Genomic DNA, 25,224 nt, shown 5'->3' with positions numbered 1-25,224 from the left:
TTTGTTCCATGAGTATATTACTTCATAATAAAATGTGGAATAACAGGCATTGCATAGCTTTCTCATGATACTGATAATCTCACGCCCATCTTCACTTCTTCTATATAATTTGCACATAAATGATCATGATAAACTGCAGATTTTTCTAGGAATTGTTTAAACGCTTCCATCCTTCTTCACACTCTTTCATATCAAATAAGAGAGAATTATCCTTCGCCAAGTTTACATAGGTAACTGCATTGCGGAAATGATGAATCCCTCCACCTTCCTTTATACATCGCAGTACCTGTTCGCTCTCTTCTACGATTAGACCACTAATGATATCAACACCCATTTCAAAGAGAACTGGAGATAGCGGAGTACTTGGCCCAAGCATAATCGTTAATGAATTTTTTGATAACTCTAGTAATCTTGGAGCGGTTTTGTTAATAAGTGTGGATGAAGTGATAAACACGATATCCTGTTCTGGTAAAAGATATTCCGCAGCTGGATCAGGGAAGTCTTCATTTAATGGCTTTCTTTCTAACACTGTTAAATTGCAGAGTTTACTAAGTTCATCTACTTTAGGAAAATGACCGATACCGGCAACCTTTTTCCCCTTTATCTCATCCTTTAGTACGTCAAATACACTTCCTGATGGTAGCTGGTGAAATCCATTATTCACCATTGAAATCATAGTTTCTCTTGAATTCAAAATAGAATTTATTGCACTTAAGCCTATAGCAGCCTCTAAGAAATCCCACGATTTAATAGATCTTGATAATTCTTTTATAGTCTTTCCCTGACATGTCCCTGGAACAAAATGCCTTGTTGTTAGCAGAGGTGAGCTCATGGCTAATCCAGTAGTATTTGATATTGTCACTGTCCAAACTTGTCCAACAACAACTTCTTCAGCAACCGTCCCATCCATAACTTCCTCTATAAGCCAGTCATATAACTTCCACATAAATATCCTCCTGTTAATAGACTACCCTTATAGGCACCTTTAAAGATTTGATTTTTATAAATATTTTTTAGTTTGCCTACCTCCTTTTATTGAATCCTCCTATTGAAATTGAAAAAAAGACCAGCCTAAAAGAAGGCTGGATCAAATTTTAACTTTATTAATCCGTTCTTCTTTATCAATAGGGAAAGGCATTTTCGTTTCCAAAAATACCCCGTGGACAAATGTCCAGGCCATCATCCGTAAGTTTCCTTTTAGGATTTCAGGCTTGAAGAAACAAAAAATATTTAGTTGGTGAAAAATAGTGAACATTCTCACATTCAATTTTTTTATCAAGAAATTCTTGATGAAAAATGTACTTTCTTCTATAAAAGTTCAAGATGAATAATAACTAAGCAGTAAGCATTGTAAATTTTGCTGCATTTATTTACCCACCGATAACAGTTCAATATGAAAGATACTATTTTATAGTAAGGTGTATACACTTTACGGAATAGTCTGGCGGCTAAGATATCTACTATTGACTGCATTAATCTTTAAACTAACAGTTCCGCTACTACTGTTTTAGTTCGCGATATCCAAAGTCCGTTATCTCCATTTTAATAGAGTAGTTAATGGGAATTTCCGAAAAGATTTCATCCCAATTATTTTTAACCTTCAACCATACTTGGGGATACTTAATTCTTAATTGATTCCCAAATCCCGCTACATCTACATTAAGATCCTTTTGTGTTTTTTTGATAGCATTTTTAATGATTTTTTCTGTTTCAAGCTCAATCAATTTCTCAATTTCATTCACTTTACTTTTTCCAGATGACTTTGTTAAGTTTGTCCAACTTTCAGATATTCGTCCTTTAGATTGAATTTTGACATCGAACGAAATATTATCCTTTTTTACATGAGGTATTATTTTAGTGTTAAGTGCCTCGATTTCATAAATAATTACTTTTCCTGAAGTTGCATCAGTTGTTTTTATTAGACCGCCTGTTATCTTTCTTCTAAGCAGGTTAATACCTTGAAACTCATCTTCATTAATGGTATCTAAGAGTAAATTATTTTTTCCATTAATAATGGCCGCACCGGAAAATTTAATTTCCCCATCTAAGGAGTAAATATTTTGTAATAAATAACTTTCTCCAGAGTCAAAATTTCCTCTTAATTTTGCTAGTGACATAGGTTCCAAAATTTTGGTATTCCTGTAGGAATTATCTATCATGCCAATCAGCCTGAAAGCAGGAATGATTTCAGATTTATTTGATTCTAGGACTCCTCTAGCTGGGCCGTTACTTACGAAGACTAAACAGCTTGGTCTTAGCTCATTGTCCCATAGATAGTAATCAAGCAGATCTTTTAGAGACTGTCGCTTCAATAGTTCTGAATTTATGACAATAACCTTTGTATGGTGAAATGTAATTGGTTTTTCTTGCCTTAAAGATATATCTCTTATCATTTGATGATTAGAATCTCCACTTTCAGATACATTAATATACTTTTTTTGTCCAGTACCTTGTGCTTCAGATTTAGTAGTACTTGTTTTCACATATTGATATGTTACAGTTAGTTCATCTTTCTTAGTATAGGTCGCACCTTCCCTTTGAAAATCTTTCTCTTCGGAATGTTCCTCACCGCTATCTATTGCTACACCCACATTAAAAGTGCGATCTTCAATTTGTTTACTGCTCCAACATCCTGTGAGAGAAAATATCATAATAAAGACTAGTAGAGTTTTTATCCTACGACGAAGAAACATGATCATTGGATGAATCCTTCCATTTCGCAATTAATAATAAAGAAACAGGTATAAGAGCAAAAAAGATTATAGCGACCTTGCTAATATAATCCCCAAATAAGAACATTTCATCAATTGTCTTAGGGATGGATGAAATGACATAAATGATCGGTGGTAAAATAAATAAATACATCCTTGATTCTCTATTGAATAGTTGGCTAAGACCCAAAGCAGACGAAAAATAAGTAATGCAAAAAGTAGAAAAAATCTGCATAGTCCATATGACAAGAAGGAATGATTCAAACCGTTCAAATATCATTCCCTCCATTTCATAGCTTCTTATAAGATCTAAAGTCGGCCAGGTCAGATGAAGGACCCCATTTATTGATAAGGCACCAATGACCATTATCACCGTTATCAAATCAAATATTAGTGGAATGGCGACGCCAATAATTAGCATCTTGACAGCTTTTTTTGGTTCTTCCATAAAAGCCACTAATAACAACATGATTTCAGCCCCAATAAATGTCAAAATGGTGGATTTAACACCTTTGATTATTGGAAGGATTCCTTCACCAAGGAATGGGCGAAGATTGTCAGGCTCAAAAATTTTGAAACTCATAAAAATAGTCAATAGAAAAAATAACACTGTTATTGGGAAAATAATTTCAAACATACGTGCTAAAGAATTAATGCCTCCCGCTAAAAGATATACACCTATCCAAAGAAAAGGCATCATTATTGCCCACCTTGGGGTTTCCTCAAGAATCAGGTAACTTGTAACTTCAACCAACACCCTAAGTTCAAAAGCTGATAATGCGAGGAAATATACAATTAGAATACAACTAAGTAGATTTCCAAATACTTTGCCTAATAATTCAGGACTATATTGGTAAAAGGTTTTCCTAGGAAAACGTTGACTAAGCTTCACCATAATAATCCCTAAAATGATTGATCCACAGCCACCTAATATTACACTAATCCAGGCATCTGGAGTTTTCACTGCTTCCACAGATGTTCTGGGAAGGGAAAGTATTCCTGCAGCAAGTATATAATTAGTTATGATGACAACGGTTTGGATATTGGTAATTTTATTTTTTTTTAGTGAAAACATTTTACTCCTTCTTTCTATTCCTTGCGTTTAGATTCTTGAGGTTTTAGAATACTTGGCCGTCGATTCATCAAAGTAATAGGGAGTCTTACTATGAAATCTTTCATATCCTTGATACGGAAAGGAACAGCAGGACTAGTATAAGGAACTCCAAAACTTTCAAGCCGTACCAAATGACTGCATAAGAGGAGGATAAACAAAGTAACTCCGTAAAGTCCTAAAGTTGCCGCAAAAATCATGGAGATGAAACGCAGATAACGTAGTGAGATTCCAGCGCTATATTGTGGAATCGCAAAGGAAGAGATAGCTGTCAAGGCAACCACTATAATCATTATTGAACTGACAATACCTGCACTTACCGCTGCTTCGCCTATTATGAGACCTCCTACAATTCCAATTGCTTGCCCAATAGGTTTCGGAAGTCGAAGGCCTGCTTCTCTAAGAATTTCAATTGATACCTCCATCATCAAAGCTTCTATAAATGCTGGATAAGGTACCCCTTCACGAGATCCGACAATGGACATTGCAAGTTTAGTTGGAATTAATCCTGGATGAAAAGATATAAAAGAAATATATATGGATGGCCCAAGTAAAGAGATAATTGCAGCAAAAAATCTTAGGCAGCGGATTAAAGTTCCAGGTATCCACCTTTCATAATAATCATCAGGTGATTGAAGTAACATACCAAAGGTTACAGGGGCAATCAATGCAAATGGCGAACCATCAAGAAGTATAGCAATACGACCTTCCATAAGTGCACACATGACTCGATCGGGTCTTTCGGTACTTTGTATCTGTGGAAATGGACTTAAAAGGTTATCTTCTATCAACTGTTCCACATATCCAGAGTCAGCTACATAATCAATGTCAATTTTATTAATTCTTCTTTTGACTTCTTCCAGTAGGCTAGGATTTACAATCTCATTCATATAAGCCATTATTAAAGTTTTTTTTGCTAGGTTGCCTACTTGAAACTCAAGCATATTTAAATCTTTATTTTCAGCACAGTTTCTAAGAATAGCTATATTGTTACTAAGAGATTCTGTGAATCCGATCCTTGGACCACGAACTACTGCTTCAGAAGGTGGTTCCTCTATGCTTCTTGTTTTTTCTTCTTTTATTCCCAGTAGCAGGACATCCTTGCATCCATCAATGATTAAGGCAGCCATACCAGTTAGAATTTTAGAGGCTACAACTTCAATAGAGGCCGATTCTTTAATATCACTTATTGGCAAGAGATATTTCTTTAAGAATTCCATTCTTCCTGTTAATTTCAATAGTTTTAAATCATCCGGATGGAATGGTTCCAATAATACGGGTAGAATATCCTTGTCTATTGTGTTTCTATTAGATAAACCACTTAAGAAGATAAGAAGACCAGACACATTCGATTTTTTTAACTTAAACTCCCGGTATAGAATATCTGAATTTTCACCCAGCCTTTCTTTTAATAATGCCTCATCTAACTCCAATACCCCTTTAAAAAAAGGATTTACATTAGTTGGTGTTATTTTTCCGCTAGACCAGCTCATAACTTCTATTTCTCTCCAATCCTTTTCATAAATTCAAAAGTTTTAGATAGTGCAAAAGGCACAACAAATACAATAAAGGCCTGAAAAAATACTTTCCAATCTGGGAAGTGAGAAAAAATAAACTTCATATTTGTTCCACCTTAAGATGAAGTATGTTTTAAGTTATCTTTACCTTGTACAAAAGAATTATTCAAATGCCCGATTGGGACGTTATTAAATCATTAGTACATTTAGAATTATTCGAATGGATAAATAATAGTTTTATTTATGGATTAAATGGTGGGCTCAAGTTTATGTCAGATTGTGAAGATATTAAACTTATACTAAATGAGGCGTGTCTTTGATTAGATATTCCATGATAGGGTGATTAAACGAGGTACAGGAAAAGCTCAATTTTTCGGTTTAATTGGAATTTCTTTAAACTTGTAATTTCTTGATGCTACTCCAAAATTAAAACATTTGCACCTAAAAATAAATAAAAGAATTCAATAATAATCGTTTACCGATATAGTAAAATATGTATTATACAAATAGTTACACCTTCCCGAAAGCTGATTACATCCACTCGTCTGTTTTTTTAAAAGTCATATTTATGCTGTTAAAAGTAAGTTATACTATAAAAAATCAAAAGGAAAGTCTCAATTTTGGAGACATTCCTTTTGATTTTTTATAATATTTAATTCCTTATTCCACAATTCCACCCGTTTGCTGAATATCGTTTATTGTATTTTGACTATGCTTTTATTCCTAAAAAGCATAGCGCCGCTCAACAAAAAACTACTTTTAAATCCACTCTTTTCCATGTTCACGAATGAAATTTATACCGTTTTGATAATGTTCAAGATGACCTACATCAACCATCTTTTGAATGCAATGTCACCTTCACTGGCTTTTCTTGTAATTGTTTTACATACCCCTTCTAACAGCCTCTATCCAAAAAAGGTTTAGTAGCCTGACCTGTTCCAATTCCTATTCCAATTTCAATAACTTTATTACGATGTTCAACTTGGGAATACTCCATAATATCTTTAAATAATTCATCACAATATGTCGGTCTCTATTTGTCGTAATTCTCTACATCCACATTAAATCTTAATCGTTTATCCACAAATAATATTTCCTTCCCGATAGTGTTACAACGCTATCCTAAACCGTATTTCCCTAATTGAATATCGCATCCGTTACTTGAATAACATTGAAATAGTATAATTAATAATTGGCCTCCCAAAACTTATCCTTTTTAATATCTTCAATCAGCTTTTCGAACATATTCTCACTACTAAAAATTAATCGAACAGGGGATTTAGTTGGACTACCGCCAAATTTAGAACAAGGAAAAACTCTTATTTGGTAAATGTCGTTAAATTTCCAATAGTACACATCTAAAAGCCAGTGTGTAGAGTATGGATAGTCAGGAGTTATTTCATCGTTAAACATTGCAATTTTATCGTCTTGTCCCATTGGTAAAAGTTCATACTGTATGCACCGATTTCCTTTTCGCTTATGTTTTTGACGTTCTGTCTCTTTTAAAATATTATATCTATTTACAAGCTTCTTCTTTAATCTTCTTTTCAATTTTTATCACACCTAAAAGTCCATATTTAATTTATAGCTTTTTCACTATCTTGCTTCGTTAGCACAATAAGAAGTTTCTCTTTTGTTACAGAATATAATCTGTACTCTCTACGTTTGTCCGTTTATAACGATACTATAAGAAATATTGAGTTTATCCCAAACCCAAGCGTGAAAAACTCTATCTATTTCTATTTTTAGTGCTTCATCATCCAAATCCTCATCAATACCTAATTCTTTAAAAGTAAATGTTTCTTTCGCCTCTGTACCTTCATATTTAGTACTACTGAATTAAAAAGTGATTGTCGTATCCAATAGGTTCATCCTCCTATTTAAACCTGCATAAATTCGCCTTTAATAACAGTTTTCAGTATTCCTTTTTCTTGTACTAAGACCGCCGTTACTTGAAGAAAAAATATTTTATTAATGGTACTCAATCAACCAACAATCTTGATATTTCCCCTCATGAAGCTCACGACGCGGAAGTAATTTTATTTTCTTAAAACCACATTTCTCATAACATTTTATCGCCCTTGTATTTCTTGATTGAGGATCCATAACTATACGGTCTGCATTTTTATGTTCGATTAAAAATTTTATCATAGATGTAACAAGTAATGTGCCAATTCCTTTGTTCCAGTATTCTATCTCTCCAATAAATTGGTCTGTTCCATAAACATTTTCGGTTAAATATCCATATTCCTTTTTCGTTTCATTATCTAATTGATAGAATTGGATATAGCCAATTTCTTTACCATCATATTCCACAATACATTTAACTTCTTCATCTTCAGGAGCATAAAAAACTTCATTCACCTTTTCTAAATTAAAAGGATTATCTCTACCTTCATAGAACTCAAGAACCAACGGGTCTGAGAGCCATTTTGCTAACAGGATGTTATCTTCTTTTTCTAATTTTCGAACTTTTAATTCCCCATTTTTAAACAGCATAATAATTCTCCCTCCCAATTTAAAAAACTGTTTATAGTATTCGTTTCATTAATTCCTATTTCATTGTTATACTAACCAGCTCCGTTACTTTAAGTTCAATATTTCACAAACTCCCTTGCTATTTTGTGTTTTGTACCCTGAACCGAACCTGTTAAAAGGAACAAAACTCTTTTCCCATTTTGTCAACAGCCCCATATGGACTTCCAATTTCTTGTTGATTGTTTAATAAACTTCACAACAAAATAGCTTTACACAACATAATACTTATCATTTAGAAAATATATTCTCTACTTTTATAATCATATTTTGGAATACTATCTATTAAATATTTTCCCCTATCTGTACCACAAAGAATATAAATTCTTATTTAAACATCCTTATCAATTGACCACAGTAGGTTATAATGAAATCAAACTAATTTATTTGTGTATATTTCTAAAGGACTTTAGTGTGAATTTTTATTTTAAATTCTTTCTAAAATTGACTTAACAAAATCAGTTTTTTCTTCGGCATATTTATGTTTATCATTTTTATTAGAACTTGCTAGTTTAAATTTTAAAAGTTCATATTCATTTCTTGAGTCCTCGTTATCTCTCAAGTAATCTCTAAAATTCAACTGTTCTAATAAATATTTATTCCTAGTTTGATACATATGTATTTGGTGTGTTCGTGGTTCACCTTTGTTAAAGTAATGCCTTTCAGGTAATACATTGGTACCCCTATATGTATAACCAAGACCTCCTAAAGCAGCAATACACTTTTCTCCATCTGAAAAATTTCTTACTTCAATTGCAATATCTATTATCGGTTTCGCACTCAGACCCTTTACTGCAGTACTTCCAATATGATGAATGTTTATTGTGTGTTGATCAATCGCTTCTAGAATGCGCTGCTTCTCACCTTCGAATTCTTTTATCCATTCATTAGTCCAGGGAACTAAAAAAACTTCACCTCTGGGTAAGCCAATCATTTGTTCATCCACCTATTCTTGTTAATACCGCATTATTAATAAATGTCAATTTTCCTAAAAAGCAAGAAAATTCAATCCGTTATAAAAAATTATAACATTTTTCTTATTTCTGAAAAGAGTCCTTTAATTGAATAACTAAAATTTGGTCTCTAACATATAGTCACTTAATTCTTATTGAGCTTGTTAGTTTAATTAAGAACTTCACCAACGGGTAATGATAATAAAATAAAACCAATGTCCCCTGTAAATTCTCCTCTTAAAATGGCAACAAATTTCATTGATACTTCAGTAAGAAAAATAGACGTTTGAATGGTAATATGATGTACTTTATTATTTCTTACTGAAAACTATCATGCTCACCCGTACAATTTTCAAAAGACAGTTACTCTTTTGTTGGATTTTCCCAATGACGAATTAATGATATGGTCGGTTAAATACATAGAATTAGAACATACAAATTAAAATGAGTATGCTATTGTAGTTAATTATGAATTAGTTCAAATTGAGTAGCATTCATAAGTGTAAGGAGCATCATAAATTCACCAAATTTCTAAATTTAAGCTTTCATGTTTTTTAGTTCTTTTTTTTTGAACTCAAACACCCTCCCTTTTATATTCCTTTATTCCAACTGTTTGTAACGAATAGTATAGTGAAACTATCCACTTAATTGTATTTTTTAATATTTGAAACCGCAGAGGGCACTTATGTATCTAATAATTAGAAGAATTGAAAGGAGCTCGCAAAGTGAATCTTATTAAAGAAGTGAAGAAAGCAATTAAAGGGAATAGTTCTTCCTTTGAAAAGCTGATTCTTGCACATAAATTGATGATGTATCGAGTTAGTCGAACGATTCTCTCACGTGATGAGGATTGTGCTGATGCGATCCAAGAGGCAATAATGAAAGCCTTTTTAAATATTCATACCATTCGCGAACCACGTTATTTTAAAACATGGTTGATACGGATTCTTCTAAATGAATGTCATCAACTTCATAGGAAAAGAAAGAATCTCATTCCAATTGAAGGATTAGGAGAACCAGTATCAAAAGATTATGGATACGAAAAAGTTGAGATCGAACAATTACTTGATGTCCTCCCCTTAGAAGATAAACAAATTTTAAAACTATTTTATATCGAAGACTTATCAGTTCATGATTTAGCTCTTATTTTAGACATTCCTGAAAATACCGTAAAAACAAAATTACGACGCGCTCGCGAGAAAATGCAGAAGTCATTAGCTCAAGATAAGGAGGTTATGACATGGATAAATGGGAAAAGCAATTAAATAATGATGTGAATCTGTCAGTACCAAGTATCATAGACAAACGTGTGGAAGAAACTCTTAAACAACTTCCAAGAAAAAAAACAAAAAAGAAAGTATTTATTGGACTTACAGTGGCAATGGTTGCTCTTTCGATGGTAATTGGCTTATCGGTAATCTCTCCTACATTTGCGAACACTATGAAGGAGATTCCTGTAATTGGCTCTGCGTTTGAATTTATTGGTGATATTGATGTAAAGAAAGGAAAAATAGAAGGTTTAACGATAGAACTAGGAGAACAAATTGAAATAGACGGACAGTTGATTACCTTTACTGAAACTCTATATGATGGTGGACAAATTCATATTGGCTATATTATTCAAGAAAATGAAAGCAATCGAACCCCCTTTTTTCTAGATAATCTTGAGTTGTTGATTAATGGAAAAAAGGTGGGTTATGGAATGGGTAGAAAAGAATTAGAGATTGAAAATGGAATGTATGCAGGAACAATTAGTGTCCATGTCCGTGAAGAAATCCCAGATTCTTTTGTTCTTGGTATTCGATCAAATAAGGGGAAATCCTGGTTTGTGGAGTTAGCAGTTGAAAAGAAAGGAGAATATCAATCCTTTCTTATTAATCAAATAAAGAAAAATGAGGAGCTAACGGTTATATATGATAAAATTACTTTCTTTCCTACTTCAACTGAGATTTCATTTCGCTTAATGTATGATGACAAGGTAAATACTGATAATAAGTTTTTGATGCTCAATTATCAAGTAATTGATGACAAAGGTCGAGTATTACAACCGTTTAGTAGTGGAGGAAAAAGTGGACAATCTGTAAACGGGAAAGTTATTTTCCATTATGAGCAATACAATGAAGCAATGCAAACGATCCCAACTACTTTAACGATTAAACCCTATTTTAGTAATTCAAGTGAAATAAAACCACAAATAAAAAAGATTAAATGGGAAGGGGAAAAAATGACCCTTCCTCAAGGTGAAATTGGACACTTAACTATTTTAGAATCAACAGTTGAGAACGGCGTCAGGACTTTTAGGTATAAAGTAGAAGGTGAAGATTTATATAGTCAAGCAAACGCAATATGGCTTGAAGATTCAAGTGGTACTCGGTATTATTCTGAACAACCAGCGGTCCGAGTCGATGGATCTATTAATCAATATCAGGCTTCTTTTTCAGAAACACCAACTTCTAAAGATTTATATATTACAACCGTAGCAATGAGTTCACCAAACTTCTTGGAAGAGTTTGAAGTTACGATAAGCTTAAAAGAATAACTCCCATAATATAGTGATACAATTATAAAATTTAGGGACTCTCCAACATGGAGAATCCCTTTTATACTTTAACATAAGCTGTAACCAATCGTGTAATTCTTCGCAATCTTTTTATTGCTTTAAAATATGAAGCTAAAATGAAAAAAAGTGATGAAAGCGCCACTGATGGATGAAACTAACCATTTAGCAATCATGTACATTTTCTTTAATTCATTGGTTTTACTTGAAGAACAATTACATTTTTTTCCACCACAAAACATTAAACAACATGTAGGAACTACTATAAAAAAGGGAAAAATTACAATTTATGAAATATATTTTCAGATTGAAAAGTTATTTTACATTTAGTGATACTAAAAATTCTTCTAAATTTGGAGTTTGATTATATTTAATTGCAGCTTGCTTATCTTTTTCAATAATTGCTTTGGTTAAATCAATATTATTCAAACTTGCAAGAGCTACTGCATAATGAATAACATCTACTAATTCTTTTTCTAAAGAAGCCTCTAAGGAAAGTTTCTTTCGACCCTCTAATATTTTGGTTTTATAGGAAGTCCTTGAGGTGAATCACTAAATTGGGAATAAAAAAGTCTTAGAAGATTGATTGCTCTCCTAAGACTACAAGTATTATAGTTCATTAATTATTTATATATCCCAGCAAACACCTGAATTTCTTGGTAAAACAAATGATTCCTTGTTGCTTGTTCATTACAACTCTCTTCTCAAAATTTCTATTGATTCCCTTAGAAATTCAGTTTGATCACGCAAATTATCTATTTTGCTCATTATTTTTTTAATACACTTATGTTTCAAATCAGTAGGAATGGTTTTTGCATTGGATTCTAACAGCAGGAAAGATTGCCTGCTCACTTCGAAACTATCGTCAAACAATAAGTCAACTATTAATTCAGCAAAAGGACCACAATTAAAATTCTCCAATGCATATAATAATGTTCCTTTGGAACCAACAGTATTAGGGCTTTTCAACATATAGATTAGTGGTTCAATGGCTTCGCTATTACCTATATCAGATAAGGCTATAGCAATAGCATTTCTTAAATTTTTATTATCTGTCGTTAAAAGATGATGAATTAAAGGTCGTACTGCTTCAATATTCTTATTATTACCAATCTCTTCAATTAAATCTATAGCGTCTTCAATATTATTATTTTTAATTTTTATCTCCAGTTCTTCTAAATACATGTTATCTCTTCCCTACATTTGGACCTCTTAGATTATTTGATTCCATTGTATCTTCGTCCTTTCATGATTTTCATAACAAACTTAGCCGACCTATCTAATTATTTTGATTTTCAGTAAACAAAATTTCCCCATTGTGCCCTTCAGTTATTCCAAAAGGTGCTGAATCTGGGCATGGTAAAACATATTCGATAATTTCGCTTGTTACTGTCAGCTATCCAATTTTATTTGCCTTATTTTCCGTAAACCATACTGCACCATCTTTTCCTGTGGTTATTCCATATGGGACTGAATCCTATGTCAAGAAGTTCATATTCTTCGATCTTTACAATCATGTAGTTCCTCCTTTTTTGTTAGGTAATGTTTTAGTAATTCCTTAGAGTACAATTAAAATAATGGGATTCCTGTTAGAATATAGTACACATAACAAATTAACCAAGTAGTTTATTGGATCATGACAAGTTCTCTTCTAGTTGAATAATTTTTTTAATGATATCTTCTCGTTTAATTTCTTTTAAAGGAAGAAACCTTGGCTGCGCTGGCAAGTTAAACTCAATATGTGAATGAGATAACTCAAACAGTAGAGTTCCTATCTTATCTTTATGTTGATTTTCAATCACAATCCAAAAAACGCGTTTTTCATGACGAGGTGTGCCCCACTTACCTTTTTCCATTGAATTTCTAAAGTGTAGACACTCTCCAATCACAAAGTCATCTTCTTTCGTATTTTCTGCAGATCGAAAACCATTTTCTTTTACTATTTTCCATATTGGTGGAATAAGTTTATCTAAATACATGCCGTATGTTGCATCTTCATATTCCGGAAATAGCTGTTCAAGCTCTTTGATATTATTGTTCAGTACTTCTTTCCAGTGTTCTTTTATATAAGTAGATAGCACTTCTCCTAACTCATAGATTGTCATCTGCGGTTGAACGTTTACTGTTGTCATAAGAATCCCTCCATATTTTTCATCTTACAAATCAAGCTTACAACAATGAAGCAAATTCTAAAGTTTTTAGAGGAAATGTCTGAATTTACAATACTTTATTTGATAAACTTTACATATTAGTATAGTTGTCATATTGGAGTGTGCTCATGGAAAAAATAAGACCTATAGATATAGCCAAAAAATTAAATATTAGTACAAGCACTTTAAGAAGCTATGAAGAAAGAGGGATTGTACCGAAACCTGAACGGTCATCTACTGGTTATAGGATATTTACAGAGGAACATTTAGCTTATTTTGAGTGTATTATAGCTCTGTCTCCTGGATTTGGAATGGACATAACATCAGCTGTTCTAAAAAAGTTGCAGCGAAAAGAACTAGACGCTGCTCTTTGGATTATAAATAAAGCGCAAGTAGCTAATTATGAAGACAAAATTATTATTGAACAAGTGAATAATTATCTGGAAAACTTGACGCATGAAAACTCTATGACTACTGGAGAAGTTTCACTTCAGACAAATATACCTCCATCAACTCTTCGATATTGGGAAAAGGAAGGATTTATTACGTCCAAAAGAGGAGAACTAAATAACTATCGCCAATTTGACACATTCCAGCTCATAAAAATCTTATTAATGAAAATAACTCAGAATGCATTTTATTCATATGAGGTTATTCAAATAAAAAAGAAGATTAAAGAATTAAACCAAAATGATCTTGAAGATGTAAGAAAAGTGATACATGATATTCAAAAACATATAGATAAACGTAATCAAAAACAGCTTAAAGGGCTATTCTATCTGTATAAATTGTCTACAATATTAAACCTGTATAGAATATAATTGTTAAGCCTTCTTGGTTGAACACTTTTTTCAATCAAACAGGTTCTACAAAAAAACTCATTTACAATATATATCGTAAATGAGTTTACTATCACTAGCTGACATCTAGCTGTGTTTTAATTATTTTGCTCGAGGCACTGATAAACGGCCATCATATCTTGTTTATTTAGTTCTCGAATCCGATTGAAGATTGGAATGTCTGCGACTTCTTCTGTTCGAAGACTTTGATCTACAACATCCCTTACTTTTCCTGTCAGCCATGTTTGCACGTCGATGCCATCGACGATTTCCTTTAGTCCTTCATTATTTATGCCACTTGCATGACAACTAACACAAGGAATGGTTAACTTAAACACACCATCATGCAGATTATCTTCTGAAATCACTTTCTTTCCTTTACAAAAAGGACATGGATGGCTTTTTTTAATTTTATTCATTTGGGTTACTAATTTTTTGTAGCCAAATGCTTCATATACATAAGTTAGCTTTTTGTATTTTCCATTAGTGAAATACTGATCGATGATCGTTTCTCTTGTTTCATAGATATTTGGAAAATCACAGATAGTCACTTGATTGTTGCTGCTAATTGATTCGATATTATTCATAATTGTATCCCAGAATGGAAGGACGTTTTGTAAAACGATTTCATAACCGGTAAAGCTTGCTTGTTCTATTTCAAACAATTTCAATGCAACTTGTGTTTTTCTGGGCAGTAATGAGACATCTTCAGTCAAAATCATCTCTCCGCCTACAATTGCTTTCAGTTTGACAAGTGCAGTTATGTCTCCTGTTATTTCCAAAACTTTGTCAATCGGCTGATTGATTATTTCACGAATGTCCGTGTCTCCAAATTTAAGCGGCTTCTCGTGTTTTAATACTGCGCCCTCACAAATTGGACATAGAATCATTTCCTTCGAAGCTTTCATATGCTCTTTAATAATTGATTTTGAAATGACAATATAGCCGCCAATGATAGTATTAAATCCTACCCATGTTCTTCGTGCCTTGCCTTTTTTATCATAAAAGGACTTTTCAAAATACCCATACCAAAATGTATGCTTTTCTTCATCTGACATCTCATTATAGCTTTTCGTCAGATCAAGACCGAGCTCATTTTTTATTTCTTCAAATAGAAATTCTATTTTAGGGATTTGATAGAATTTTAATACGTCCATTATTTCTGGATAGAATAAACCGTCACTAAATGAAAGATTTTTATCTTGCATGACCAAATCCTTATCAAATATTTCAATTTTAAGACGTCCAGAGCATGAGGGACAATGATTGGCCTGTGAATAGAAGTCAAAGCTTCTCGTATCTTTATTGGTCGGATGTGAAGCAATAATATGGTTAATCAAGCCGCCCATTTCATAAAGGAAGCTATATTGACTATACAAATGCCTTTCAAGGTCAATGGCAATAACCGGTGCAATTTTATTAGAATCGTATTCGCCATAAATCAGCCTGGCCATGGATGTTAAGCTTTTTAATATACCGCCCTTATAGACATTTTCTGCTTCTTTAAAATAGTCAATATGCCTTTCTTTTAAATACGTAATGCCCTTTTGTGAATGGAGTGTGGACGATATTGACGCTGGCAGTTTACTTTCTTCCTTATTTTTCATTTCATAATAGACATCATGACGAACAACATCAAGTTGTGTGATTGGTTCATTCTTTCGTTGACCAAAATCTACGATAAAATCAGAGCTTTCCATCATATAGGCATTATGTTCAATCATAATGATCGAAACAGACTCATCTTTCAAAATGCCCCTGACACTGTCTATGAATTGATTTAAAATATTTTGTGATAAACCTTTCGATGGCTCATCAAAAATAAAAAGTGTATGAGGATTTCTAGTTTTTGAAAATAGTTCCGAGACTAAATGCACACATTGAAATTCACCAGTCGATAATGTTTGTGTCTTTCTTTCTAATGTCAAATAACCAAGTCCAAGTTTGATTAATAGGCTCAAGCGTTTATAGGCGATGTCTTCATTAGGAAGTTCATCAAGGATATCTTCAATCGAGCGCTCAAAAATATCATCAATATCTTCACTATATTTTGTGAGTCTCTTTTTAATATCAAGAAAGGTTGCAACGGTTGACAGACTGGTAATCGATTGGTTTCGATCCTGCCCTACCATTACAAGCTTATCTTTTGGATATCTCTCTTGAAAATCTTTGGCAATGCATTCATTGACAAGTGTAGATTTTCCGCATCCCGATTCCCCCGTTACGGTAACAAGTCTATTTTTCGGAATCTGAAATTCAGCCATTTGAATATTACGGCAATATAAATCTTTAAATTGATAGTATTCTGTTGGTGTTGCCTCATTTCGTTCCCAATAGATTGGTTGTGGACGCGGTGACTCTTCCACAATTTTCCCGCCATATTTCCCGCTGCCAGGGCCAAAAAATAATTGCTCATCTGTTAGATCGAGTACTGTGTCAGAATGATCAATAAGCCAAATTTGATTCTTAAAGCCTAATTTTTTTATCTCATCTAAAATGTTCAGTAGTGTTTGATGATCAAGACCAACTGAGATTTCATCAATAATAATAACGGTATTTTCACTTACTGCCATGAATTCTGCCAAGAACAGCCGTGTTAATTCTCCGCCTGACAATGTACCCATGATTCGATTCAATGTTAAGTAACCGATATTCATATTGATAATATTTCGAAGAACTTTCTGTTTCTCTTCATTTATATGTAATTCCTCTGCAAGGGAGTGAATCAATTCTATGCTTAGATTATTGATATCGGAAATACTATGTGGCTGATTCCAAATTTTTATGTTATATTGCTCCACTTCCGGATTAAAACGCTTTCCCTCACACTTTTTACATTCAATATTTTTGGTCGTGCCGCGTCCTTTACAAGCTGGACACCAACCTAATTCATTATTAAATGAAAAAACTTCTGGTGATAGATTAAATGTTTCAGCAAGATGCTTGCGAATCTCTGTAAATACACCTGTATGTGTGCCAATGGTTGAACGCGGATTTGAAGAAATGGATGATCTTCCGAGAAAAAGCACTAAAGGCATCTCTTCCATCTTAATGGCACTGAAATTTGTTTCCAAGATATCAGAGAATAAATATTGATAATCAGCCTTTGGTAATAAGGAAACAAGACGTTTCTTAGATTCTTCACCAATTGTTTGACAGAAAGTCGTCTTACCAGATCCTGACAAACCGGCAATTCCTAATGATTGATCTTCCGGTAAGACGGTATCTAAACGGTTAATATTGTTAGCAATTAATTGATTTATTTTCATTCGGCATCCTCTCCATTCACTAGATCTAGTATTGCCACATAATGGTGCTAATAAAGCAAACGGCTCAGTCCAATACCGAGCCGTTAGTATTTATTCATCATACACTTAACTTAAACAAGCATATCGAATGTTTGAAATTTTATGTAAGGGAGAAGATTCTCTTGAAGGAATTTTCTTAGGCATAATGTGTGTATTGTTCATATACCTCTTTTGCCCGTTTTGCAGCAGCTTCTCCAATTATATCAAAAAAAGTTTTATCAACAAAGGAACTTCCTAAGGGAAAAAGGATATTTTTGAATGTTATCTTTTTAGCAAATAAAATTCGAAAATTAATACAATGCCAATAACAACACTTCCATGTTCATATTCATCAATTGTCGTGCTCTCTATCCTTTCAACTATTTACTCTTTTGTTTTGTAACTTGCATACCGCCGATGATAAGCATGATCATCCCAATCACTGCTAGAATAATCCGAACTAAGAAGGGACTCAATGAAAACACAGTTTCACCTTGCCAGTGCAATCCGAACAACCTTTCATTCAGTCCCACAATCGCCAATAATGGCTTAAGAAACAAACTCAGCGCTAATAATACTATACCACTAATAATATTGCTATTCATTGATTCATAACCTCTTTTCCAATTAAGATAAATGAAGATTAGTTCACAACAAAGCGATCTATCATTACCTTTCCTAGAATTTTATCCGATATTTTCAATGTTTGCTTGGCAATATACACAACTGGTCCAGAGTTCTCTGTTATAAAAAAGTATCCACCATCTAATGTATGAAAAGTCGCTACCCCACATGCTTGGTGACAATATGTTTCTGGTAACTTAAAACCAGCGCGCAATATCGGTAAGAATAAATCTAGCAACTCTTGATTTTCTATTATTTTATGCGTATTGCCCTCATAACTCATAACCGCATGCAAAAGTTGCTTGTCTGGCAATCGATGAATTGAAGTTGGTTATGCTTTTGCGATGCGTTAAGTCCGATAAAAAAGTCGAGACCATGCGCCACAAGCTGCCCCTCTACATAAAAAAAGAGCGTAATTTTTACTGCTGAATCACGCCCGATTATTTAAGCTTATTCTGTGATGAAAAACTAGCGGTAATATAAGAGGAAAAAAAGATATTATTAAGATTAAAGATTACAATACTTTTCTCATTCGCCATACTGGATATTTCTCGTTTTCAGGATATTCTTCTTCTATTTTGACCATCCCTAAATGGGTGTATAAATTTATAGCTATATGATTGTTAGAGGATACTCTTAAATGATACTCGGATACATTAATTTCACTAAAAAATTTATCTGCATACCTAATCAATTCCTTGCCAAGACCTTTCCCACGATAATCAGGAAGAAGATAAAGTAAATCAACATAACCAATCTCGATACTTTCGTAATTGGTGATACCAAACCCCATTTGACCAACTGGAATATTATCCTTTTCAATAATTAATTGACCAATTGGAAGTTTATTTACTCTTTCCCTCACTCGGTTTAGATAAGCTTTAAAATCGAAACCATCTAATGTTCCGGTATTTTCAATTTCAGTATCTTTCCTAAATTGAATAAGTATATTCTTGTCATTTTCAAAATTAACTACACGAACATTCAAATTAAACCGCTTGTTTCTAATACCATTTACACCAACATTCATATCTTTTCACTATCCTTCTATTATTAAAAATCATTTAAAAATATTCTGTGAACAATGTCTAAATCCTTCTTTACCATATTTGGATTGTTACTTTTAAGTACATTCCATCTCAACCTCAACTTATTCATATAAATATAAAATCAACTAACTACCAAAGATCTGCCCTTAACATAAGAAAGAGCATAATTCTTGCAGCAGAATTGCGCCCGATTATTTAATATTGAAAAATATAATACAGCTGCAAAGAAGCTCCTCGATTTTTTTGTTAAATCTTCTGTTAATTGAAAAAAGTTTTTGCCTTCATTCCTTTCTAATACAACTTATTAAAATATCTCTATCTTCTTGGAAACTTAAATCTAATTCCTTTAATTCATCTATGTTTTTCCAAGCAATATCATAGATTAAATTGTCTGGGTCTTGAATATTTAACTCTCCACCAACAAGCTTTACTAAGAAATAATGAACTTCAAAAGATATATTGAGTTCTATATAACTACCTTTTTTCACCTTAATTTTATCAACTAATTCCACAATTTTAGATCTTTTCTAGCTTTATCAATAACATTCTTAATAAACGGTTCTTTTTCCTTTGTATAAGCTGGTCTATCAAATTTATATTTTAAAGCAAGTTCTTTTTTTAACAAAACATACTCATCAGCAACCTTGGGGTGTAGCCTTAGATAATTTCGAAACAATAATTTTTCAATCCACTCACTGCTGTTAATTTCGCATATATGTAGATGACAAGTGCCCTGCGCCCATAAACCCTTCCTGAAAAACCTTCTATCTTTTAATTCAGGTTTAGGAACATATTCATATTCTATTGCACTTAATGGATTAATAAAGTTAGATACTTCATCTAAATAATGTACACCTACTATAATGTCAATTATCGGTTTCGCTACCAATCCCTTTATGGAAGTGCTTCCTATATGTTCAATTCCAATAACTTTACCCCTTAAAATATTAAGAATTCTCTCTTTCTCGTAATCAAATTGTTCTTCCCAAATCGGGTTATAATCACTAAGTATAACCACTGGTTCCGTCATAATAAATCCCACCTATAAAATTGTATACGATCTAATATAATTCTAAAAAGTATCACGAAAACCTCTATTAAACTGCTTTTTACTTTAAAGATCTCTTAATAATTCTATTGCATGTATCAAAATTTAGTTGAATTTTAATGTTGATATTGACTATATTAATTTGTTAATCTACCAATTTAAGCTGTACCACAATTAATATATTCAGTGAAAATTCGTTAACTCAAGCTAGACTCCTTATTTGAACAGCTTTTCATCAAGTAGATAAACTCTTGACTGTTCATTCTCTTTCTTTATCTTCTCCTTTTTCTTCTCTCTATCTTGATTTAGTTCTAAGTTCGTTCCTTGCTCGTTTATAGAAGGTTCTGCCGTCGTTCCGCGAAAAGAAGGGCAAAAAAATGATGAATCCATTTGTGTGGATTCCTTCACAGAGTATATCAAGTTCCAACATTCGCTTTCCTAACATAATTAGCAGATTTATTACGAGCTTATCCACTATCCAGCTAATGGTGCTTTTCGAATACTGCTTCTTCCCTCCTTCCTATATGTAACCAAGTCCTCTATAACATTTAATTTTCTCTTAAATTTTGCCTTTGTGCTTACCATCCTACAGACCTGTCTTGTTGCTTGTATCAGCAGCAACTGATTAAGCCAAAACAGAACGATTCCTTTGCATAAATCAATCTCGATTGCCTCTCAATTCCATTTCACCAAGTTACGCATATTTTACCTCCCATTCACTTTTTACGGCCTCACCTTATCTATAGAGAAATGCTGCCAAAAAAGACAGGGTCATAAAAAACATTATTGGAAGCGTTTAGAGAGTTCTATTTTTATAAAATGTAACAATTCTAATCCGCCTTTGTTGTTCATACTCCGATATTATATTCCCCATCTTCTATGCTTAAACCTTCTTATAGAGCATTAATATAACTCTCTTTACTCATAAAAGGATCATGAGTAAATTCTTTAAAACTATTTACTTCAGTAGTCAATTCAGTTGACGATGACATATTATCCATTTTGCCATCTTCAGGTTTTAAATCTCCTCCTTTAAACCATAAAAAACTGCCCCAAATTTTTAGGGCAGTTTTTTATTTTTCATTAGTATGTCTGCCAGCCTTAAGCATCCTATTAAGCACGGGGGTTAATATAGTCTTCTTTTAAAGCGGTTGTTGAGTTGGACGTACGATCATTTCACTAACAGATACATGCTCTGAAGCCTCAATAACAAATGCTACCGTTTTAGCGACGTCTTCAGATTGTAATGGGTCAATTGATTTTTGATATTCTAACTCAGCTTCTCGTAAATCATCTTTTTTAATGGACCCGGCTAACTCGGTTGCTACTGTACCGGGAGAAATTATAGTTGAACGGATATTATCTAAACGGTGTTCTTGACGCAGACCTTCCATAATGGCACGAACGGCAAATTTCGTCCCACAATATACAGCTGAATTTGGATAGACCACATGACCTGCCACAGAGGCTGTGGAAATAATATGGCCGCTTTGTTGTTCAACCATAATTGGAAGGGTTGCAGCAATCCCATTTAGAACACCCATCACATTAATATCCAACATTTGCTTCCATTCATCACGACGAGCTTCAACTAGCGGACCTGTTGGCATGATAGCAGCATTATTAAACAATACATCTACACGACCGAACTTTTCCATGGCCAAATCAATCACATTTTTTACTTCCTCATAATTTGAAACATCTGCAGCTTTATAATATAAATTAGCTTCTGGAATGGAATCTTTAATTTCTTTTAATCGTTCTTCACGACGAGCTGCAATGATTAATTTTGCTCCTTCTTGTGCAAGTTTCCTGGTCGTTGCTTCACCAATTCCACTTGATGCACCCATAATAACAACCACTTTATCTTGAATTTTTGACATAGATAATAACACCCTTTCATCCCTTTTAAAATTTTTTCAGGAAATAGGAGGTCTTTTTCTTCTGCAATATCATCCATTCCTCTATACGAAGAACGACCTATGTGAACTGGAATACTTAGCTTATTAAAGTCTTTTTTTTCACATATTTCGAGGCAACAACCGCAATAATGCCAGGATATGAATTCCATTCTAATGCTGGAGTCGGTTTTCTAATTTAGTATGGTTTCAAAGAGAAGACCAAGATGCCCAAATTGATCCATACACTTTTTACCTCGAAACTAGCTCTGCAGCTCTAAATTGATAGTTTCTTAGGAAAATAAACACCATGGTCAATATCAATGAGAAGATCCCCACTAATACAACGTATTGTGTCCCCATTTCTGATATAAATAATCCACCTGCAGTTGCACCAATTGTTGTTCCTATATTACAGGATGATAAAAACAAACCATTAGCGAAATCAGGGGCTTCTTTCGCTGCTGTGGTAACTACATATTGATTGATGTTAGCAGCTAGCCCGGCTAGTATCCCCCAGAATAAAGTAACAAGTGCCATCGGTATGGTAAACTTTCCTGCGAAAAATAACAGGATGTATACAGCTCCCATTAAAAAAGGCAGAGCTGCGATCGTTTTTACCGGTTTTTCAACGAGTAATCTGCCAGCCAGGATGTTTCCTATAATATTAGCTGCACCATAAATAAATAGGATGAGGCTTGTTATATTTGATGATGCATTCGTTACCGTTTGTAAAAATTCAGCAAGATAGCTATAAACGCCAAATATAGCGGCATTTAACAAAATGACAATGATAATGGCAATCCATGTGTTCGAATGCTTTAATACATGTAGCTGTGTACCATAGGAGATTTTTTCTTTTACAGGCATTGACGGGACAAAGAGGAAAGTAGCTAGTAGGACAGCAATATTAATAATTGCGAAAAATGCCATTGCCATTTGTAAATTAAATACACCAGCAATGAAACTTACGATTGGTACACCAACAACCATTCCCGCTGATACACCAATAAATACTTTTGCTACTGCTTTTGGGGCTTCCTCCTTACTGACTGAATCTGCTGCTACCGAAAACGCCAGAGAACAATATATCGGATGGCAAAGAGCAGGAATGATCCTGGCAATTAGTAGAATACTAAAGCTAGTTGTAAAGATGGAGATGATGTTTGCTGCTACAAAAACACTAAGAACGAATACCATTACTTTTTTTCGGTCGAACCTCGAAAACAATAAAGGCATTGTTGGGCCGGATATTGCAACACCGATTGCAAAAATACTCACCAGCCATCCTGCTGCTGAAACACTAACATTAAAATGATTAGCAATCTCAGGCAATATCCCAATTATACCCATCTCAGTATTCAAGATGCCGAAAACTCCTATGGTCAAAATGAATATGAGTAATTTTTTTTGTTTAGCCAAAATATATACCTCCAAAAATATTTATGAAAAGATGAATGTGTCTGAAGTCTCGAAAGCTGGTTGTTTAGCAATTATCATGATTAAAACCTCCCTCGTTATTCATTTTAGCGCGACTTCTACACATATATCCAATACCTATATCTCATAACAAGATATGCTTGATGGGCATTTCAGAAACAGATATACTAAAGCATTATACAGGAGGTATGTTTTATGGAATTAAGGGTTTTGCGCTATTTTCTTGCGGTTGCAAGAGAAGGAAGTATTACGAGGGCAGCAGAATTTTTGCATGTTACACAGCCAACCTTGTCAAGACAATTAAAAGACCTTGAAAAAGAGCTAGGGAAAAAACTATTTATTCGCAGCAGTCATAGTATTATTCTTACCGATGAAGGAATGCTCCTGCGAAACAGGGCTGAAGAAATCATTGAAATGGTTGATAAATTAGAGGCGGAATTTAGTTGCATGGAAGAAACCATAAGTGGTGATGTTTATATAGGTTGTGGAGAAACCGAAGCCATGAAGCAAATTGCACGTGTGGTAAAAGATTTGCAATTTAGTAATCCGAATATACGATATCACCTATACAGTGGAAACGAAGACGATGTGACTGAGCGGCTTGATAAGGGCTTACTAGACTTTGTCATTTTAATACAACCAGCAGACTTATCGAAATACAATTATATCAATATGCCTGCCAAAGACATTTGGGGCGTTATTATGAGGAAAGACAGTCCACTAGCGTTCAAAAAGTCCATTCAATCAGTAGATTTATTAAATGTTCCGCTCATCTGTTCACGACAGGCTATGAAGCAGACATTTTCAAAAAATGAATTTGCGGATTGGTTTGGTGAAAACTTTGATAAACTAGACATCGTAACTACATTCAATCTTGCATATAATGCTGCCATTATGGTTGAAGAAGGCATTGGGTATGCAATAACCCTAGATAAAATAGTGAATACGTCTAGTGATAGTAATCTTTGTTTTAGACCGTTAGAGCCAAGACTTGAATCGGGCTTAAATATTGTATGGAAAAAGCATCAAGTTTTCTCTGCAGCTGCTGAGATGTTTTTAACAGAAATTCAGGGCAAATTTTCAAATTAGTTAACAGGATGAAAATCACAACATGGAGCCTGGAGAAAAGGGGGAATAGACAAGATGATTTCTTTAGTTTTCTCGTGATATTCCCTCCAGTTTCATTCCCATTTTTTGCAGAACTCTTTGAAATAGAATTTAAGAATTCATATGTATCTTCCATAGTTTTATGTGTCTCCCATGGAATGAACTTAGATACATCTGGTTCAGACGCATACTCGAACATATCCTCTGCCTTGAACTTACGTAATAATAAACGGTCTGTTGTTAGAGCTGGTAAGTCCCCATAGATGTCTCTAATTTTCATTTTATCTCCCTTCTTTCGGTTTCACTAAAAATAAAAATCGAGCTTAAATATTTAAATTCCTTATTCAAAAATATAGTGTACATAAAGAAAGAACGCATTTCCTGCTGTAAAATTGACG

22 protein-coding genes, 2 pseudogenes and 1 riboswitch are annotated in these 25,224 nt (G+C 33.5%); of the genes and pseudogenes, 4 read left to right on the top strand and 20 right to left on the bottom strand.

Going from position 1 to position 25,224, the window contains the following annotated elements; genetic code table 11:
* Nucleotides 1–145 precede the first annotated feature (145 nt).
* The 9 genes and pseudogenes from C1726_RS24640 to C1726_RS24600 form a co-directional block, all read right to left on the bottom strand.
* The gene (locus C1726_RS24640; RefSeq protein WP_102275566.1) at nucleotides 146–946 is read right to left on the bottom strand and encodes a DUF364 domain-containing protein; all 801 of its coding nucleotides are present in this window, start codon (nucleotides 944–946) and stop codon (nucleotides 146–148) included.
* Nucleotides 947–1,097: 151 nt separating this feature from the next.
* Nucleotides 1,098–1,229, bottom strand: a riboswitch (molybdenum cofactor riboswitch).
* A 270-nt stretch (nucleotides 1,230–1,499) separates the two neighbouring features.
* The gene (locus tag C1726_RS24635) at nucleotides 1,500–2,699 is read right to left on the bottom strand and encodes a Ger(x)C family spore germination protein (protein ID WP_102275565.1); all 1,200 of its coding nucleotides are present in this window, start codon (nucleotides 2,697–2,699) and stop codon (nucleotides 1,500–1,502) included.
* A complete protein-coding gene (locus tag C1726_RS24630) occupies nucleotides 2,677–3,786 on the bottom strand; it encodes a GerAB/ArcD/ProY family transporter (protein WP_102275564.1) in 1,110 nt (369 codons plus the stop codon). The genes C1726_RS24635 and C1726_RS24630 overlap by 23 nt, the downstream gene beginning before the upstream one ends.
* Nucleotides 3,787–3,800: 14 nt before the next feature.
* Nucleotides 3,801–5,315, bottom strand: a complete 1,515-nt coding sequence (locus C1726_RS24625) for a spore germination protein (RefSeq protein ID WP_102275563.1) — start codon at nucleotides 5,313–5,315, stop codon at nucleotides 3,801–3,803.
* A gap of 5 nt (nucleotides 5,316–5,320) precedes the next feature.
* Nucleotides 5,321–5,443, bottom strand: coding sequence for a hypothetical protein (locus C1726_RS26840; protein WP_268877048.1), 123 nt, complete (start codon nucleotides 5,441–5,443; stop codon nucleotides 5,321–5,323).
* 655 nt (nucleotides 5,444–6,098) lie between these two features.
* Nucleotides 6,099–6,238 (bottom strand): annotated as a pseudogene (locus C1726_RS26690) (aminoglycoside phosphotransferase); the annotation flags it as partial.
* A gap of 286 nt (nucleotides 6,239–6,524) precedes the next feature.
* Nucleotides 6,525–6,890, bottom strand: coding sequence for a hypothetical protein (locus C1726_RS24615; RefSeq protein WP_102275562.1), 366 nt, complete (start codon nucleotides 6,888–6,890; stop codon nucleotides 6,525–6,527).
* 420 nt (nucleotides 6,891–7,310) lie between these two features.
* The gene (locus C1726_RS24605; RefSeq protein WP_180968295.1) at nucleotides 7,311–7,838 is read right to left on the bottom strand and encodes a GNAT family N-acetyltransferase; all 528 of its coding nucleotides are present in this window, start codon (nucleotides 7,836–7,838) and stop codon (nucleotides 7,311–7,313) included.
* 463 nt (nucleotides 7,839–8,301) lie between these two features.
* The gene (locus tag C1726_RS24600) at nucleotides 8,302–8,808 is read right to left on the bottom strand and encodes a GrpB family protein (protein ID WP_102275561.1); all 507 of its coding nucleotides are present in this window, start codon (nucleotides 8,806–8,808) and stop codon (nucleotides 8,302–8,304) included.
* A 744-nt stretch (nucleotides 8,809–9,552) separates the two neighbouring features.
* Here C1726_RS24600 and C1726_RS24595 point away from each other — a divergent pair.
* Both C1726_RS24595 and C1726_RS24590 read left to right on the top strand, forming a co-directional pair.
* Nucleotides 9,553–10,092 carry a sigma-70 family RNA polymerase sigma factor gene (locus tag C1726_RS24595; protein ID WP_102275560.1) on the top strand — a complete coding sequence of 180 codons (540 nt, stop codon included), beginning with the start codon at nucleotides 9,553–9,555 and terminating at the stop codon, nucleotides 10,090–10,092.
* A complete protein-coding gene (locus C1726_RS24590) occupies nucleotides 10,068–11,366 on the top strand; it encodes a DUF4179 domain-containing protein (RefSeq protein WP_102275559.1) in 1,299 nt (432 codons plus the stop codon). Before C1726_RS24595 ends, C1726_RS24590 begins: the two co-directional genes overlap by 25 nt.
* 708 nt (nucleotides 11,367–12,074) lie before the next feature.
* On the opposite strand, the gene C1726_RS24575 is transcribed toward C1726_RS24590, so the two are convergent.
* The 3 genes and pseudogenes from C1726_RS24575 to C1726_RS24565 all read right to left on the bottom strand — a co-directional run bounded on the left by C1726_RS24575 (nucleotide 12,075) and on the right by C1726_RS24565 (nucleotide 13,516).
* Nucleotides 12,075–12,569, bottom strand: coding sequence for a HEAT repeat domain-containing protein (locus tag C1726_RS24575; RefSeq protein ID WP_102275557.1), 495 nt, complete (start codon nucleotides 12,567–12,569; stop codon nucleotides 12,075–12,077).
* 97 nt (nucleotides 12,570–12,666) lie between these two features.
* Nucleotides 12,667–12,843: pseudogene (locus tag C1726_RS24570) on the bottom strand (virginiamycin B lyase family protein); the annotation flags it as partial.
* A gap of 175 nt (nucleotides 12,844–13,018) precedes the next feature.
* The gene (locus C1726_RS24565; protein ID WP_235822843.1) at nucleotides 13,019–13,516 is read right to left on the bottom strand and encodes a DUF6022 family protein; all 498 of its coding nucleotides are present in this window, start codon (nucleotides 13,514–13,516) and stop codon (nucleotides 13,019–13,021) included.
* 146 nt (nucleotides 13,517–13,662) lie between these two features.
* Between C1726_RS24565 and C1726_RS24560 the strand changes: the two genes are divergently transcribed.
* A complete protein-coding gene (locus tag C1726_RS24560; protein ID WP_102275556.1) occupies nucleotides 13,663–14,355 on the top strand; it encodes a MerR family DNA-binding transcriptional regulator in 693 nt (230 codons plus the stop codon).
* A gap of 116 nt (nucleotides 14,356–14,471) precedes the next feature.
* Here the strand turns inward: C1726_RS24560 and C1726_RS24555 are convergent, their stop codons facing one another.
* The 8 genes from C1726_RS24555 to C1726_RS24520 form a co-directional block, all read right to left on the bottom strand.
* Entirely contained in the window at nucleotides 14,472–17,642 is a 3,171-nt protein-coding gene (locus C1726_RS24555; RefSeq protein WP_102275555.1) for an ATP-binding cassette domain-containing protein, read from the bottom strand.
* 398 nt (nucleotides 17,643–18,040) lie between these two features.
* The gene (locus C1726_RS24550; RefSeq protein WP_102275554.1) at nucleotides 18,041–18,265 is read right to left on the bottom strand and encodes a hypothetical protein; all 225 of its coding nucleotides are present in this window, start codon (nucleotides 18,263–18,265) and stop codon (nucleotides 18,041–18,043) included.
* A 533-nt stretch (nucleotides 18,266–18,798) separates the two neighbouring features.
* Nucleotides 18,799–19,314 (bottom strand): GNAT family N-acetyltransferase, encoded by a 516-nt coding sequence (locus C1726_RS24540; protein ID WP_102275552.1) that lies wholly within the window; start codon nucleotides 19,312–19,314, stop codon nucleotides 18,799–18,801.
* A gap of 300 nt (nucleotides 19,315–19,614) precedes the next feature.
* On the bottom strand, nucleotides 19,615–19,845 hold the full coding sequence (locus C1726_RS24535) for an NUDIX hydrolase (RefSeq protein ID WP_102275551.1): 231 nt from the start codon (nucleotides 19,843–19,845) through the stop codon (nucleotides 19,615–19,617).
* Nucleotides 19,836–20,363: a GrpB family protein gene (locus C1726_RS24530; RefSeq protein WP_102275550.1), complete on the bottom strand. Its 528-nt coding sequence runs from the start codon at nucleotides 20,361–20,363 to the stop codon at nucleotides 19,836–19,838. The genes C1726_RS24535 and C1726_RS24530 overlap by 10 nt, the downstream gene beginning before the upstream one ends.
* Nucleotides 20,364–20,597: 234 nt before the next feature.
* Nucleotides 20,598–20,771, bottom strand: coding sequence for a hypothetical protein (locus C1726_RS26410; protein WP_180968294.1), 174 nt, complete (start codon nucleotides 20,769–20,771; stop codon nucleotides 20,598–20,600).
* A 752-nt stretch (nucleotides 20,772–21,523) separates the two neighbouring features.
* Nucleotides 21,524–22,264, bottom strand: a complete 741-nt coding sequence (locus C1726_RS24525) for an SDR family oxidoreductase (RefSeq protein ID WP_102275549.1) — start codon at nucleotides 22,262–22,264, stop codon at nucleotides 21,524–21,526.
* Nucleotides 22,265–22,531: 267 nt separating this feature from the next.
* Complete coding sequence (locus tag C1726_RS24520; RefSeq protein ID WP_102275548.1) at nucleotides 22,532–23,701, bottom strand: MFS transporter; 1,170 nt, start codon at nucleotides 23,699–23,701, stop codon at nucleotides 22,532–22,534.
* A 213-nt stretch (nucleotides 23,702–23,914) separates the two neighbouring features.
* Here C1726_RS24520 and C1726_RS24515 point away from each other — a divergent pair, with 213 nt between their 5' ends.
* Complete coding sequence (locus C1726_RS24515; RefSeq protein WP_102275547.1) at nucleotides 23,915–24,808, top strand: LysR family transcriptional regulator; 894 nt, start codon at nucleotides 23,915–23,917, stop codon at nucleotides 24,806–24,808.
* Nucleotides 24,809–25,224 lie beyond the last annotated feature (416 nt).

The sequence above is a fragment of the Cytobacillus massiliigabonensis genome (assembly GCF_900199725.1).
In the GTDB taxonomy this organism is placed as follows: domain Bacteria; phylum Bacillota; class Bacilli; order Bacillales; family Cytobacillaceae; genus Cytobacillus; species Cytobacillus massiliigabonensis.
This window is presented reverse-complemented; position numbering and strand designations above follow the sequence as displayed.

What these genes read in the sequence shown, in the direction of transcription:
- C1726_RS24640 (WP_102275566.1), bottom strand. Translation starts at nt 946, where the DNA reads ATGTGGAAGTTATATGACTGGCTTATAGAGGAAGTTATGGATGGGACG.
- C1726_RS24635 (WP_102275565.1), bottom strand. Translation starts at nt 2,699, where the DNA reads ATGATCATGTTTCTTCGTCGTAGGATAAAAACTCTACTAGTCTTTATT.
- C1726_RS24630 (WP_102275564.1), bottom strand. Translation starts at nt 3,786, where the DNA reads ATGTTTTCACTAAAAAAAAATAAAATTACCAATATCCAAACCGTTGTC.
- C1726_RS24625 (WP_102275563.1), bottom strand. Translation starts at nt 5,315, where the DNA reads ATGAGCTGGTCTAGCGGAAAAATAACACCAACTAATGTAAATCCTTTT.
- C1726_RS26840 (WP_268877048.1), bottom strand. Translation starts at nt 5,443, where the DNA reads ATGAAGTTTATTTTTTCTCACTTCCCAGATTGGAAAGTATTTTTTCAG.
- C1726_RS24605 (WP_180968295.1), bottom strand. Translation starts at nt 7,838, where the DNA reads ATGCTGTTTAAAAATGGGGAATTAAAAGTTCGAAAATTAGAAAAAGAA.
- C1726_RS24600 (WP_102275561.1), bottom strand. Translation starts at nt 8,808, where the DNA reads ATGATTGGCTTACCCAGAGGTGAAGTTTTTTTAGTTCCCTGGACTAAT.
- C1726_RS24590 (WP_102275559.1), top strand. Translation starts at nt 10,068, where the DNA reads ATGGATAAATGGGAAAAGCAATTAAATAATGATGTGAATCTGTCAGTA.
- C1726_RS24575 (WP_102275557.1), bottom strand. Translation starts at nt 12,569, where the DNA reads ATGTATTTAGAAGAACTGGAGATAAAAATTAAAAATAATAATATTGAA.
- C1726_RS24565 (WP_235822843.1), bottom strand. Translation starts at nt 13,516, where the DNA reads ATGACAACAGTAAACGTTCAACCGCAGATGACAATCTATGAGTTAGGA.
- C1726_RS24560 (WP_102275556.1), top strand. Translation starts at nt 13,663, where the DNA reads ATGGAAAAAATAAGACCTATAGATATAGCCAAAAAATTAAATATTAGT.
- C1726_RS24555 (WP_102275555.1), bottom strand. Translation starts at nt 17,642, where the DNA reads ATGAAAATAAATCAATTAATTGCTAACAATATTAACCGTTTAGATACC.
- C1726_RS24550 (WP_102275554.1), bottom strand. Translation starts at nt 18,265, where the DNA reads ATGAATAGCAATATTATTAGTGGTATAGTATTATTAGCGCTGAGTTTG.
- C1726_RS24540 (WP_102275552.1), bottom strand. Translation starts at nt 19,314, where the DNA reads ATGAATGTTGGTGTAAATGGTATTAGAAACAAGCGGTTTAATTTGAAT.
- C1726_RS24530 (WP_102275550.1), bottom strand. Translation starts at nt 20,363, where the DNA reads ATGACGGAACCAGTGGTTATACTTAGTGATTATAACCCGATTTGGGAA.
- C1726_RS26410 (WP_180968294.1), bottom strand. Translation starts at nt 20,771, where the DNA reads ATGGATTCATCATTTTTTTGCCCTTCTTTTCGCGGAACGACGGCAGAA.
- C1726_RS24525 (WP_102275549.1), bottom strand. Translation starts at nt 22,264, where the DNA reads ATGTCAAAAATTCAAGATAAAGTGGTTGTTATTATGGGTGCATCAAGT.
- C1726_RS24515 (WP_102275547.1), top strand. Translation starts at nt 23,915, where the DNA reads ATGGAATTAAGGGTTTTGCGCTATTTTCTTGCGGTTGCAAGAGAAGGA.